9 protein-coding genes are annotated in these 12,579 nt (G+C 67.2%); 6 read left to right on the plus strand and 3 right to left on the minus strand.

Annotated elements, in window-relative coordinates; genetic code table 11:
• The first annotated feature begins 43 nt into the window (after positions 1–43).
• Positions 44–1,165 carry a peptidoglycan bridge formation glycyltransferase FemX gene (gene femX, locus ACIRPU_RS17590; protein WP_355703690.1) on the plus strand — a complete coding sequence of 374 codons (1,122 nt, stop codon included), beginning with the start codon at positions 44–46 and terminating at the stop codon, positions 1,163–1,165.
• 93 nt (positions 1,166–1,258) lie between these two features.
• The gene (locus ACIRPU_RS17595) at positions 1,259–2,290 is read left to right on the plus strand and encodes an alanine racemase (RefSeq protein WP_403867744.1); all 1,032 of its coding nucleotides are present in this window, start codon (positions 1,259–1,261) and stop codon (positions 2,288–2,290) included.
• A gap of 114 nt (positions 2,291–2,404) precedes the next feature.
• Here ACIRPU_RS17595 and ACIRPU_RS17600 read toward each other — a convergent pair whose 3' ends face one another.
• Entirely contained in the window at positions 2,405–3,904 is a 1,500-nt protein-coding gene (locus tag ACIRPU_RS17600) for a glycosyltransferase family 87 protein (RefSeq protein ID WP_403867747.1), read from the minus strand.
• Between the two features lie 130 nt (positions 3,905–4,034).
• The gene (locus tag ACIRPU_RS17605) at positions 4,035–6,713 is read right to left on the minus strand and encodes a transglycosylase domain-containing protein (RefSeq protein WP_403867750.1); all 2,679 of its coding nucleotides are present in this window, start codon (positions 6,711–6,713) and stop codon (positions 4,035–4,037) included.
• A gap of 353 nt (positions 6,714–7,066) precedes the next feature.
• Here ACIRPU_RS17605 and ACIRPU_RS17610 point away from each other — a divergent pair, with 353 nt between their 5' ends.
• The 4 genes from ACIRPU_RS17610 (at position 7,067) to ACIRPU_RS17625 (ending at position 10,861) form a co-directional block, all read left to right on the plus strand.
• A complete protein-coding gene (locus tag ACIRPU_RS17610; protein WP_403867752.1) occupies positions 7,067–7,750 on the plus strand; it encodes a helix-turn-helix transcriptional regulator in 684 nt (227 codons plus the stop codon).
• Positions 7,751–7,794: 44 nt separating this feature from the next.
• On the plus strand, positions 7,795–8,877 hold the full coding sequence (locus ACIRPU_RS17615) for an inositol-3-phosphate synthase (RefSeq protein WP_384112377.1): 1,083 nt from the start codon (positions 7,795–7,797) through the stop codon (positions 8,875–8,877).
• A gap of 94 nt (positions 8,878–8,971) precedes the next feature.
• The gene (locus ACIRPU_RS17620) at positions 8,972–10,234 is read left to right on the plus strand and encodes an MFS transporter (RefSeq protein ID WP_403867755.1); all 1,263 of its coding nucleotides are present in this window, start codon (positions 8,972–8,974) and stop codon (positions 10,232–10,234) included.
• 129 nt (positions 10,235–10,363) lie between these two features.
• Entirely contained in the window at positions 10,364–10,861 is a 498-nt protein-coding gene (locus ACIRPU_RS17625; protein WP_403867758.1) for a hypothetical protein, read from the plus strand.
• A gap of 111 nt (positions 10,862–10,972) precedes the next feature.
• Here ACIRPU_RS17625 and ACIRPU_RS17630 read toward each other — a convergent pair whose 3' ends face one another.
• Positions 10,973–12,439, minus strand: coding sequence for a CCA tRNA nucleotidyltransferase (locus ACIRPU_RS17630; RefSeq protein WP_403867761.1), 1,467 nt, complete (start codon positions 12,437–12,439; stop codon positions 10,973–10,975).
• Positions 12,440–12,579: the final 140 nt, after the last annotated feature.

The raw sequence follows: 12,579 nt of genomic DNA on the forward strand, positions 1-12,579 counted from the left end.
CCCCTGTACCCATGGGGACACACCAGCCCGAGGAGCGCCCGGAATGAGCCTGACCCTGAGGACGATCAGCCGCGAGCAGCATCTGGCATACATCCAGAGCCTGCCGTCGGCGAGCCACATGCAGGTTCCGGCCTGGGCCGACGTGAAGGCCGAGTGGCGTTCGGAGAGCCTCGGATGGTTCGACGAGCGGACCGGTGAACTGGTCGGCGCGGGCCTCGTCCTCTACCGCCAGCTGCCCAAGATCAAGCGCTACCTGGCCTACCTTCCCGAGGGCCCGGTCATCAACTGGTACGCGCCGAATCTGACCGAGTGGCTCGAACCGATGCTCGCGCACCTCAAGCAACAGGGCGCGTTCTCGGTGAAGATGGGCCCGCCGGTGATCATCCGCCGCTGGGAGGCCGTCTCGATCAAGGCGGGCATCCAGAACCCGGATGTGAAGCGACTGCGCGACATCGAGGCCGACTTCATCGAGCCGCGCGCCTTCGAGGTGGCCGACAAGCTGCGCCGCATGGGCTGGCAGCAGGGCGAGGACGGCGGGGCGGGCTTCGGCGACGTCCAGCCGCGCTACGTCTACCAGGTGCCGCTGGCGAACCGTTCCCTTGAAGAGGTCCACAGGAACTTCAACCAGCTGTGGCGCCGCAACATCAAGAAGGCCGAGAAGGCCGGCGTCGAGGTCGTCCAGGGCGGTTACCACGACCTCGAGGAGTGGCAGCGGCTGTACGAGATCACGGCCGTGCGGGACCACTTCCGGCCACGCCCGCTCTCCTACTTCCAGCGCATGTGGTCGGCCCTCAACACCGAGGACCCCAACCGCATGCGGCTGTACTTCGCCCGCCACAACGGCGTGAACCTCTCGGCGGCGACGATGCTGATCGTCGGTGGCCACGTCTGGTACTCCTACGGCGCGTCCGACAACATCGGCCGTGAGTTCCGCCCCTCGAACGCGATGCAGTGGCGGATGCTGCGCGACGCCTATGCGCTCGGCGCGACCGTCTACGACCTGCGGGGCATCTCCGACTCGCTGGACGAGACCGATCACCTCTTCGGCCTGATCCAGTTCAAGGTCGGCACGGGCGGACAGGCCGCGGAGTACCTCGGCGAGTGGGACTTCCCGCTGAACAAGCTGCTCCACAAGGCCCTCGACATCTACATGTCGCGCCGCTGACGTCACGTTCAGTGATTCCATACCTCTGATACCTCTGACACCTCTGACGCGTTTCCCCACACCGCAGCCACGAGAAAGGTCCCAGGTCCGGCCATGGCGCTCACCCTCTACGTCGACACCGCGCGCTGGCGGGCGCATCACAAGCACGTGCAGGAGCAGTTCCCGGGACTCGTCCCGGTCTGCAAGGGCAACGGCTACGGCTTCGGACACGACCGGCTGGCCGAGGAGGCCACCCGGTTGGGCTCGGACGTCCTCGCCGTCGGCACGACGTACGAGGCCGCGCGCATCAAGGACTTCTTCGGCGGTGACCTCCTGGTGCTGACGCCCTACCGGCGCGGTGAGGAGCCCGTCCCGCTGCCCGACCGGGTCGTGCGCTCGGTGTCGTCGGTCGACGGCGTGTACGGCCTCGTGGGCGCTCGGGTGGTCATCGAGGTGATGTCGTCGATGAAGCGGCACGGCATCAGCGAGCAGGACCTGCCGCAGCTGCACGCCGCCATCGAGAACGTCCGGCTCGAGGGTTTCGCCATCCACCTCCCGCTGGACCGCACCGACGGCTCCGACGCCGTCGAGGAGGTCATCGGCTGGATGGACCGGCTGCGCGCGGCCCGGCTGCCGCTGCACACCATGTTCGTCAGCCACCTCAAGGGCGACGAACTCGCCCGACTGCGGCAGCAGTTCCCGCAGACCCGGTTCCGCGCCCGGATCGGCACGCGGCTGTGGTTGGGGGACCACGAGGCCACCGAGTACCACGGTGCCGTCCTCGACGTCACGCGGGTCGCCAAGGGTGACCGCTTCGGCTACCGGCAGCAGAAGGCGGCCTCCGACGGCTTCCTGGTGGTCGTGGCGGGCGGTACGTCGCACGGGGTGGGTCTGGAGGCCCCCAAGGCCCTGCACGGCGTCATGCCGCGCGCCAAGGGCGTCGCCCGGGCCGGCCTCGCCACCGTGAACCGGAACCTCTCCCCGTTCGTCTGGGGCGGCAAGCAGCGCTGGTTCGCCGAGCCGCCGCACATGCAGGTGTCCATCCTGTTCGTGCCCTCGGACGCGCCGGAGCCGCACGTCGGCGACGAACTCGTGGCCCATCTGCGGCACACCACCACCCAGTTCGACCGGATCGTGGACCGCTGAGGCGCGAACGCCGAAGAACGCAGCAACGGGGAAGGCCGTACACGCAGACACCGTGTACGGCCTTTCCCGTTGGCCCGCTGCCGGGCCCGGATGCCCCGGGCCCGGCTTGTTCGCTCAGAGCGAACTGTCGGTGGCGTCCTGTTTGCCCCAGTCCACCTGCGGCCCGTCGAAGTGGGACGCGTGCCGGGGCGGATGCGCCGCTGCGCCGAGCACGAAGACGTCTTCCGCCCCGTCGAGCACCCCGCCCGAGGGGTCGTCGTCGCCCGCCTGCCGCACCACGTCCCGCTCCGGCATCAGAATGTCGCGCACGATCACGCCGCACAGGTAGAGCGTTCCCAGCAGGTGCACGCCGATGGCCCAGTGGTAGCCGTCGGTCGGCAGGCCCTTGTGGGCGTCGCCGCTCGTCGTGTACGCGAGGTACATCCAGATGCCCAGGAAGTAGGCGACCTCGCACGCCTGCCAGATCAGGAAGTCCCGCCACTTCGGCCGGGCCAGCACCGCCAGCGGCACCAGCCACAGTACGTACTGCGGCGAGTAGACCTTGTTGGTGAGGATGAAGGCGGCCACGATCAGGAAGGCCAGCTGGGCGAAGCGGGGACGGCGGGGCGCGGTCAGCGCCAGCACGGCGATGCCCGCGGCGCACAGCACGACGAGAAGCGTGGCGAGGGTGTTGACGCTGTCGGTGGTGAGTGGATCGCTGGAGTTCTGCGCCATGATCAGCCAGAAGGAGCCGAAGTCGACGCCCCGCTCCTGGCTGAACCGGTAGAACTTCGACCACCCGTCGAAGGCGAACAGCATGACGGGCAGGTTCACCACCAGCCAGGCGACGACCGCACCGGCCAGGGCCTTGCCGAAGTCCCGCCACTTCCCCGCACGCCAGCAGAGCACGAACAGGGGACCGAGGAGAAAGACGGGATAGAGCTTGGCGGCCGTGGCGAGCCCCAGGAGGACGCCGAAGGCGAGGGACCGGCCCCGCGACCACATGAGCATCGCCGCGGCCGTCAGAGCGACCGCCAGCAGGTCCCAGTTGATGGTCGCGGTCAACGCGAACGCGGGCGCCAGGGCGACCAGCAGGCCGTCCCAGGGGCGCCGGGCGTGCGTCCGGGCCACGCAGACGGCGATGACGGCCGCGCACGCCATCAGCATCCCGGCGTTGACCATCCAGTACCACTGTTCCTGGTCCTGGATGCTGCCGCTGCCCGGCGTCAGCCAGTTGGCCACCTCCATGAACACGCCGGTCAGCACCGGGTACTCGAGGTAGTCCATGTCGCCGGGGAGCTTGTCGAAGTACGGCACGAGCCCGTCGGCGAAACCGCGCCCCTGGTAGAGATGCGGGATGTCCGAGTAGCAGGCGTGCGTGTACTGCGTGCTGGCACCGAAGAACCAGCCGCCGTTATAGCAAGGCGCCTTCTGGATCAGTCCTAGGGCGAACATCCCGATCGCCACCAGCGCGATGATCCGCACGGGAGTCCACCAGGACGTCCCGAGCAGGGCCCGGCGGCCGAGGGGACCGCCGATCAGCTCACTGCCGGCCGTGGCCACCGGGTCATCGCTGGTCGGCTTCACCGGATCCGGCTCGTGCGCGCGCGTCGGCGTCGATTCTGCACTGGGCATGAGCGACATCCTGCCGTACGGACCTAGGAAAACGCCGAGGGCCGCCCCACCTCGTTCGGTGGAGCGGCCCTCGTTTCACGTGAAACATGCGCATGTTTCACGTGAAACACCCAAGACGACGACAGTGCGGCTAGCCGCCCGGGCCTCCGAAGAAGCCACCGTTGCCGTTGCCTCTGCTGTTGCCGTCCGACTCCGTGGCTGTCGGTGTCGGAGTGGTCTCCCCTGTTCCGCCGTTCTGGTTTCCGTTGGTCGTCCCCGCGCTGGTGTCTTGACAGTCGAAGAAGTTCGAGCAGGTCTCGGTCGCCGAGGGCGAGGGCTCGATCTCCGTCTCGCTGGGAGACGCGGACGGTGACGGCGACTCCTCTTCGGTCTCGGTGACCGAAGGCGTCGGAGTCGGAGACGGCTCCGCGTTCACGATCTCACCGATCGGCTGGGGCTCCGGGAAGTCCTCCGCCTTCGTCCCCTTCAGCGCCTCGGCCATGTAGTCGTGCCAGATCTGCGCCGGGAACGATGCGCCGTGGATCTTCTCCTGGCCACCCGTTCCGAACATCTTCAGGAACGTACGGTTCTTGTTCGACTCGTCGTCGTCGTAACGGAACATGGTGACCGCGGTCGACAACTGCGGGGTGTAGCCCACGAACCAGGCCGACTTGTTGCCGTCGGTGGTACCGGTCTTGCCGGCCACCTCACGGCCGGGCAGCTGGGCGTTGGTACCGGTGCCCTTCTCGACCACGGTCTTCAGGACGTCCGTGACATTGTCGGCCACCTTCGCGGTGAACGCCTGATTCGCCTTGGCCTCGTGCGTGAAGATCTGGCCCTTCTCGCTCGTGACCTTCTCCACGGAGTACGGGTCACGCTGCTTGCCGCTGGCGGCGAAGGTGCCGTACGCACCCGCCATCCGGATCGCGCTCGGGTCGGAGATGCCGATCGAGAACGACGGGAAGCCACTGTTGGTCAGGCTGGACTCCTTCAGACCCGCGCTGACGGCGGAGTCCTTCACCTTGTCCAGACCGACGTCCATGCCGAGCTGCACGAAGGCGGAGTTCACCGACTCGCGCATCGCTTCCCGGAGGTCGATCTTGTAGTTGGGCGGAGTTCCGAGGGAGACGTTGCCGTCATTGGTCTGAAGCCACTCCTCGCCCTTCTCGTTCTTCCAGACCGAACCGTCGTAGTTCTCGATCTTGAGCTTGTTCTTGCCGCTGAACAGGCTCTCGGGCGAGACGATGGTGCGCTCGTCCTGTGCCTGCGACGACCCCAGGTCCTTGTCGCGCACACCCCAGGTCATCGCCGCCGCCAGCACGAACGGCTTGAAGGTCGAGCCGACCTGGGCACCGGTCTGGTCGGCGTTGTCGGTGAAGTGCTTGGTGGCGTCCTCACCGCCGTAGATGGCCCGGATGGCACCGGTGTCCGGTTCCACGGACGCACCGCCGAACTGGACGTGCGTGTCCGTGTCCGGGCGTTCCTTCGGCTTGATGTTGGCCTTCTGGACCTTCGTGACCGACTCCTCGAGCTCCTTGACCTTGTTCTTGTCGAAGGTCGTGTAGATCGAGTAGCCGCCCTGCTGGAGCAGGTCCTGGGTGATCCCGGTCGTCTTGCTGTTGGTGACCAGGTAACCGTTGGCGAGGTCGACGAGGTAGCCGATCTGGCCCTTCAGGTCGGTGTTCGAGCGGGGGTTCTGCCACTTGGGGAGGTCGGTGTACTTGGCCCGCACCGAGGCGTCCAGATGGCCGTACTCGACCATCTTGTCGAGGGTGTCCTGCATCTGGAGCCGGGCCCGCTTGCTGTTGGCCACGGACGTGGCGCCGACCGGGTCGACGGAGGTCGTGCCGGCGGGGTCGTAGTACGTGGCGCCCTTCAGCATGGCGGCCAGGAACGCGCACTCGCCGGGGTTGAGCTTGATCGCGTCCTTGTTGAAGTAGGCGCGGGAGGCGGCCTGGATCCCGTAGGCGTTGCGCCCGTAATACGCGGAGTTCAGGTAGCCGGCCATGATCTGGTCCTTGTCGACCTCGGCGCCCACCTTGATGGACACGAAGATCTCCTTGAACTTCCGGGAGATCGTCTGCGACTGGTCGTTCAACATGGCGTTCTTGACGTACTGCTGGGTGATCGTCGATCCACCCTGGGTCTGGCCGCCCCGGGCCATGTTGAACACGGCACGGGCGATGCCCTTGGGATCGATGCCGCTGTCGTCGTAGAAGGTCTTGTTCTCCTGCGAGATCACCGCCCAGCGCATCTCCTCCGGGATCTGCGAGAGGTCGATGTTCTGCCGGTTCGTCTCACCACCGGTGGCAACCATCTGGCTGCCGTCCTTCCAGTAGTAGACGTTGTTCTGCGCCGTCGCCGTCTTGGCGACGTCCGGGATGCCCACCATGGCGTACCCGATGCCCGCAACTGCCACCAGACTGCCCACGAAGCCGACGAACAGGCCCGCGACGAGCTTCCAGGACGGCATCCAGCGCTGCCAGCCGTACTTGCCGGCGCGCGGGTAGTCGATCAGGCGCTTACTGTCGGGCGCCGGTCGCCCTCTGCCCCGTCCGGGTCCGGGCGTGGCTCCGCGACGGCCCGCTGTGGGCTCGGCCGCTCTGCGTCGCCCGCCCGTGTCTCTCTGGGCCGCGCGCCGGGCGTCGGCCCGGCTGCCGTGCGACTGCTCCTCGCCTCCGGCCCCGTGACCCAACCCGTAGTCGGAAGGAGATCCGGTGGCGCCTCGCGGTGCCGCTCGGCGGCCGGAGGACGGACCGGACTGACCGCGTCGGGCCGCGGCACGTCCGCCTTCCTGCGACTGCGGCGGTTTGCGACGGTGCTCGCTCATCGAACGATTACTCCTCGGGCAGGCGCATCCGTGCGCGCCTGGAAAGGGCGGCTGGTTTCCTGTCCCCCCGAAGTACGGATGCGGTCGGTCGCGCATTCACCCGTACTGCACCGAGGACCTCGACGCCCCCCGGCGTCTCATGGGTCCCGGTGGTGTGCATGGCGCACAGACTACGCACCGTCAAAACCTGCCTAGCCCCGAAGTTCATCCCAAACCAGGCAACTTGCCCTCAATGAATCGGTGATGTGATCCCGTTCACCTTCTTCCCTCTTGTCGCATCCGGAAGGTCGTTCTATCGTCGTGATGTATCGAGTCGATACATCAGCGCGACATAAGGCCGAGAGGAGGCGACGATGAGCCGGCGTGCCGGGATCCTCGAGTTCGCCATCCTCGGCCTTCTCCGTGAGTCCCCGATGCATGGCTATGAGCTGCGCAAACGGCTCAATACGTCGCTGGGTGTGTTCCGTGCCTTCAGCTACGGCACGCTCTACCCCTGCCTCAAGACGCTGGTCACCAACGGCTGGTTGATCGAGGAACCGGGAAACACCCACGAGGACGCCCTCGCCGCTCCACTCGCAGGGCGTCGCGCCAAGATCGTCTACCGGTTGACGGCGGAGGGTAAGGAGCACTTCGAGGAGCTGCTCTCGCAGACGGGGCCCGACGCGTACGAGGACGAACACTTCGCCGCTCGTTTCGCCTTCTTCGGCCAGACATCGCGCGATGTTCGCATGCGCGTACTCGAGGGCCGCCGCAGCCGGCTGGAGGAGCGTCTCGAGAAGATGCGCGCCTCCCTGGCGCGCACCCGGGAGCGCCTCGACGACTACACGCTTGAGCTCCAGCGCCACGGTATGGAGTCCGTGGAGCGCGAAGTGCGCTGGCTGAACGAGCTCATCGAGAGCGAGCGGGCCGGACGGGACCTGACAGGTTCCGCCTCCGGGGAATCCGCTCAACAAAACACCACATCTGGATCGACGGGCGGCCTGCCCCGCCCCGGGGACACTCCCGGGACGGATCTGCCCGACGAAACCGCCACGTGAGCGCCCGTTCAGGGCCTCACTCGTACACACAGGGAGCAACCGGAATGGGTTCGGTTCGCGTAGCCATCGTCGGCGTGGGCAACTGCGCCGCCTCGCTGGTGCAGGGCGTCGAGTACTACAAGGACGCCGACCCGGCGTCCAAGGTCCCGGGTCTGATGCACGTGCAGTTCGGCGACTACCACGTCGGCGACGTCGAGTTCGTCGCCGCCTTCGACGTCGACGCGAAGAAGGTCGGCCTCGACCTCTCGGACGCCATCGGTGCCAGCGAGAACAACACCATCAAGATCTGCGACGTCCCGAACAAGGGCGTCACGGTCCAGCGCGGGCACACCCTGGACGGTCTCGGCAAGTACTACCGCGAGACCATCGAGGAGTCCACCGAGGCCCCGGTCGACATCGTCCAGATCCTCAAGGACCGGCAGGTCGACGTCCTGATCTGCTACCTGCCCGTCGGCTCCGAGAACGCGGCCAAGTTCTACGCCCAGGCCGCCATCGACGCCAAGGTCGCGTTCGTCAACGCCCTTCCGGTCTTCATCGCCGGCACCAAGGAGTGGGCGGACAAGTTCACCGAGGCGGGCGTCCCGATCGTCGGCGACGACATCAAATCCCAGGTCGGCGCCACCATCACCCACCGTGTGATGGCGAAGCTGTTCGAGGACCGCGGTGTCCGGCTCGAGCGCACCATGCAGCTCAACGTCGGCGGCAACATGGACTTCAAGAACATGTTGGAGCGCGACCGCCTCGAGTCCAAGAAGATCTCGAAGACGCAGGCCGTCACCTCGCAGATCCCCGACCGCGACATGGGCGAGAAGAACGTCCACATCGGTCCGTCGGACTACGTGGCCTGGCTGGACGACCGCAAGTGGGCGTACGTCCGCCTCGAGGGCCGTGCGTTCGGTGACGTCCCGCTGAACCTCGAGTACAAGCTCGAGGTCTGGGACTCCCCGAACTCCGCGGGTGTCATCATCGACGCCCTGCGCGCCGCGAAGATCGCCAAGGACCGCGGCATCGGCGGCCCGATCCTGTCGGCGTCCTCGTACTTCATGAAGTCCCCGCCGGTCCAGTACTTCGACGACGAGGCCTACGCCAACGTCGAGAAGTTCATCCGCGGTGAGGTCGAGCGCTAACTCGGCACGCACGGAAAATTCGCTCCTGCCAGGGCTGAGAAGGGTCCCCGGGTCGCCTGACCCGGGGACCCTCCCCGTATGTGAGGCTGTGCCCATGGCCGTCGTCCGTGATCTGCGCGTTCTGCTGCGCTTCGGGAACTTCCGGCGACTGCTCGCGGTGCGGCTGCTCTCCCAGTGCGCGGACGGCGTCTACCAGGTCGCGCTCGCCACCTATGTCGTCTTCTCCCCGGAGAAACAGACCTCGGCCGGCGCGATCGCCTCCGCCATGGCGGTCCTGCTGCTGCCGTACTCCCTCGTCGGCCCCTTCGCCGGTGTCCTGCTGGACCGCTGGCGCCGCCGGCAGGTCTTCCTCTACGGCAACCTGCTGCGCGCCCTGCTGGCGTCCGTGACGGCCGTCCTGATGATCAGCCATGTCCCCGACTGGCTCTTCTACGTCTCCGCGCTGTGCGTCACCGCGGTCAACCGCTTCGTCCTCGCCGGCCTCTCCGCGGCCCTGCCGCGCGTCGTCGACGACGAACGCCTGGTGATGGCCAACTCCCTCTGCCCGACCGCCGGAACGTTGGCCGCGGTCGCGGGAGGCGGTCTCGCCTTCGTCGTCCGGTTGGTGGTGGCGGACTCCGACGCCGCGGTGGTGCTGCTGGGATGCGCGCTGTATTTGTCCGCCGCGCTCGCCTCCCTGGCCATGGCCGCGGATCTGCTCGGACCCGACCGTGATCTTGTCCAGCCCCGGCTGACGAGCGCGCTCAGGGGCACCGCCAGCGGTCTCTCGGCGGGCCTGCGTCACCTGGCCGAGCCCAAGCGCAGGGAGGCCGCCTGGGCGCTCGGCGCGATCTCGCTGATGCGCTTCTCCTACGGCGCCCTGACCGTCATGGTGCTGATGCTGTGCCGGTACGCCTGGTCGTCCGACCCGGAGGACGGGCTGGCCCTGCTGGGGCTGGCCGTAGGAGTCTCCGGCGTGGGCTTCTTCGTCGCCGCGGTGGTCACTCCGTCGGCCGCGGGACGGCTGGGGCCAGCCCGCTGGATCGTCGTCTGTTCCGCGGCCGCGGCGGTCCTGGTGCTCGCCCTCATGCTGCCGTTCACCCAAGTCACCACGTTCGTCGCGGCCTTCGTGCTGGGGCTGGTCACCCAGGGCGCGAAGATCGCCACCGACACCATCGTCCAGTCGTCCGTGCAGGACGGCTTCCGCGGCCGGATCTTCTCCCTCTACGACGTCCTGTTCAACGTCGCCTTCGTCGGCGCCGCCGCTGTCGCCGCCCTGATGCTGCCGCCTGACGGACGTTCCGCCCCATTGGTGGTCACGGTTGCCGTTATCTACGGAGCAATTGCTGTCGCTATGGCCCGCTTTGAACGCCGGTAAGTGTCACATCAATGACACAGACTCCGGCTCCAGCTACAGGGTTGTCAGTGGGGGCCGGTAACTTACGTGAGTCTTACTTCGCGAGTGATTTCGCGCCACACGTCTAACGTTTTCTAGGGGGATCCCCAAGTGTCGACTCCGCCTCCCCAGGGCCAGAACCCGTTCGCGCAGCAGGGCCAGCAGCCCTACGGCCAGCCTCAGGGCCAGGCGCCGTACCCGCCGCAGCCCGGCTACCCGCAGCCGGGCGCGGCTCCCTACGGTGCGGTCCCGCCGGAGCAGCCCCGCCGCAAGGTCGGCTTCAAGCTGATCAAGAACGTCGTCATCGTTCTCGCTGTCATCGGTGTGGGCATCGGCGTCTACATATCCAACAAGGACGACGCCAACACGGCGGCGGTCGGCGACTGCATGCACCGGGGCAGCAGCAGCGACGACAACCCCGACCTCGAGGTCGTCAAGTGTGACTCCTCGCAGGCGCAGTACATCGTGCTGGCGAAGATCGAGGGCACGTACACCCAGGTCACGGCCGACAGCAAGTGCGCGGAGAAGGCCAAGGACTTCCAGTACCAGTACACCGAGAGCGGTGGCAGCAGTAACTTCCTGCTCTGCCTGAAGGACTACAAGAAGTAGGGCAGTTGCTGAGAGGGGCGGTGTTTCACGTGAAACACCGCCCCTCCGCATGTGCGCTTGTCGCGTCGCGAGGGTCATGTTTCACGTGAAACATGACCCCGTTTCACGGACTCACTCCTGCTCGGCCCACCACTCCTTGAGCGCCGCCACCGCCGCGTCGTACTCCATCGGCCCGTTCTCCAGGCGCAGTTCCAGCAGATGCTTGTACGCCTTGCCGATGGCCGGTCCGGGGCCGACACCCAGGATCTCCATGATTTGGTTGCCGTCGAGGTCGGGACGGATCGCGTCCAGCTCCTCCCGCTCCTTCAGCTGCGAGATGCGCCCCTCCAGCCCGTCGTACGCCCGCGAGAGCGCGGCCGCCCTGCGCTTGTTCCGCGTCGTGCAGTCCGAGCGGGTCAGCTTGTGCAGGCGGTCGAGGAGGGGCCCCGCGTCCCGCACATAGCGACGCACCGCGGAGTCCGTCCACTCACCCATGCCGTACCCGTGGAAGCGCAGGTGGAGTTCGACCAGCCGGGAGACGTCCTTCACCAGCTCGTTGGAGTACTTCAAAGCCGTCATGCGCTTCTTCGTCATCTTCATACCGACCACCTCGTGGTGGTGGAACGAGACGCGGCCGTCGTTCTCGAAGCGTCGGGTGCGCGGCTTGCCGATGTCGTGGAGCAGCGCGGCCAGCCGCAGCGTGAGGTCGGGGCCGTTCTCCTCCAGGGCGATCGCCTGCTCGAGGACGATCAGGGTGTGTTCGTAGACATCCTTGTGCCGGTGGTGCTCGTCACTCTCCAGCCGCAGCGCGGGCAGCTCGGGCAGCACATGGTCGGCGATGCCGGTGTCGACCAGCAGCGCCAGCCCCTTGCGCGGGTGCGCGGACAGGATCAGCTTGTTCAGCTCGTCCCGTACCCGCTCGGCCGAGACGATCTCGATACGGCCCGCCATCTCCTTCATCGCCGCGACGACCTCGGAGTCGACCTCGAAGTCGAGCTGAGCGGCGAAGCGGGCCGCACGCATCATGCGCAGCGGGTCGTCCGAGAAGGACTCCTCCGGCGTACCCGGGGTGCGCAGCACGCCCGCCGCGAGGTCGTCGAGGCCACCGTGCGGGTCGATGAACTCCTTCTCGGGAAGCGCCACGGCCATGGCGTTCACGGTGAAGTCCCGTCGAACGAGATCCTGCTCGATGGAGTCGCCGTACGACACCTCGGGCTTGCGCGAGGTGCGGTCGTAGGCCTCCGACCGGTAGGTGGTGACCTCGATCTGGAAGCATCGATCGACGTCTCCGACGCGGGCGTCCTTCTGGACCCCGACGGTGCCGAACGCGATTCCGACCTCCCACACGGCGTCCGCCCACGGCCGGACGATCTTCAGGACGTCCTCGGGTCGGGCATCCGTCGTGAAGTCCAGGTCGTTGCCGAGCCGGCCGAGCAGCGCGTCCCGGACCGAGCCGCCGACCAGGGCGAGAGAGAACCCGGCCTCCTGGAAGCGGCGGGCGAGGTCGTCGGCGACAGGGGCGACCCGCAGCAGTTCGCTGACCGCGCGGTGCTGCACCTGGCTCAGGACGCTGAGATTGTCTTCGTTGGCGTTCGGCACAACAGAAGAGGGTACGTGGCCCTGCCGACCGCAGTCTCCCCGATTCAGGGTGAGCGGACATCTCTCCCGATAGCCGGGCAAGGCAGTGTCTTACCGTCTACCTGGCCATTCGCTTCCATACGAATGGATAGCGGACGATC

The organism is Streptomyces sp. NPDC102259 (assembly GCF_044766465.1).
Lineage (GTDB): Bacteria > Actinomycetota > Actinomycetes > Streptomycetales > Streptomycetaceae > Streptomyces.

Coding starts and splice junctions, on each gene's coding strand:
- femX (WP_355703690.1), top strand. CDS start 44: ATGAGCCTGACCCTGAGGACGATCAGCCGCGAGCAGCATCTGGCATAC.
- ACIRPU_RS17595 (WP_403867744.1), top strand. CDS start 1,259: ATGGCGCTCACCCTCTACGTCGACACCGCGCGCTGGCGGGCGCATCAC.
- ACIRPU_RS17600 (WP_403867747.1), bottom strand. CDS start 3,904: ATGCCCAGTGCAGAATCGACGCCGACGCGCGCGCACGAGCCGGATCCG.
- ACIRPU_RS17605 (WP_403867750.1), bottom strand. CDS start 6,713: ATGAGCGAGCACCGTCGCAAACCGCCGCAGTCGCAGGAAGGCGGACGT.
- ACIRPU_RS17610 (WP_403867752.1), top strand. CDS start 7,067: ATGAGCCGGCGTGCCGGGATCCTCGAGTTCGCCATCCTCGGCCTTCTC.
- ACIRPU_RS17615 (WP_384112377.1), top strand. CDS start 7,795: ATGGGTTCGGTTCGCGTAGCCATCGTCGGCGTGGGCAACTGCGCCGCC.
- ACIRPU_RS17620 (WP_403867755.1), top strand. CDS start 8,972: ATGGCCGTCGTCCGTGATCTGCGCGTTCTGCTGCGCTTCGGGAACTTC.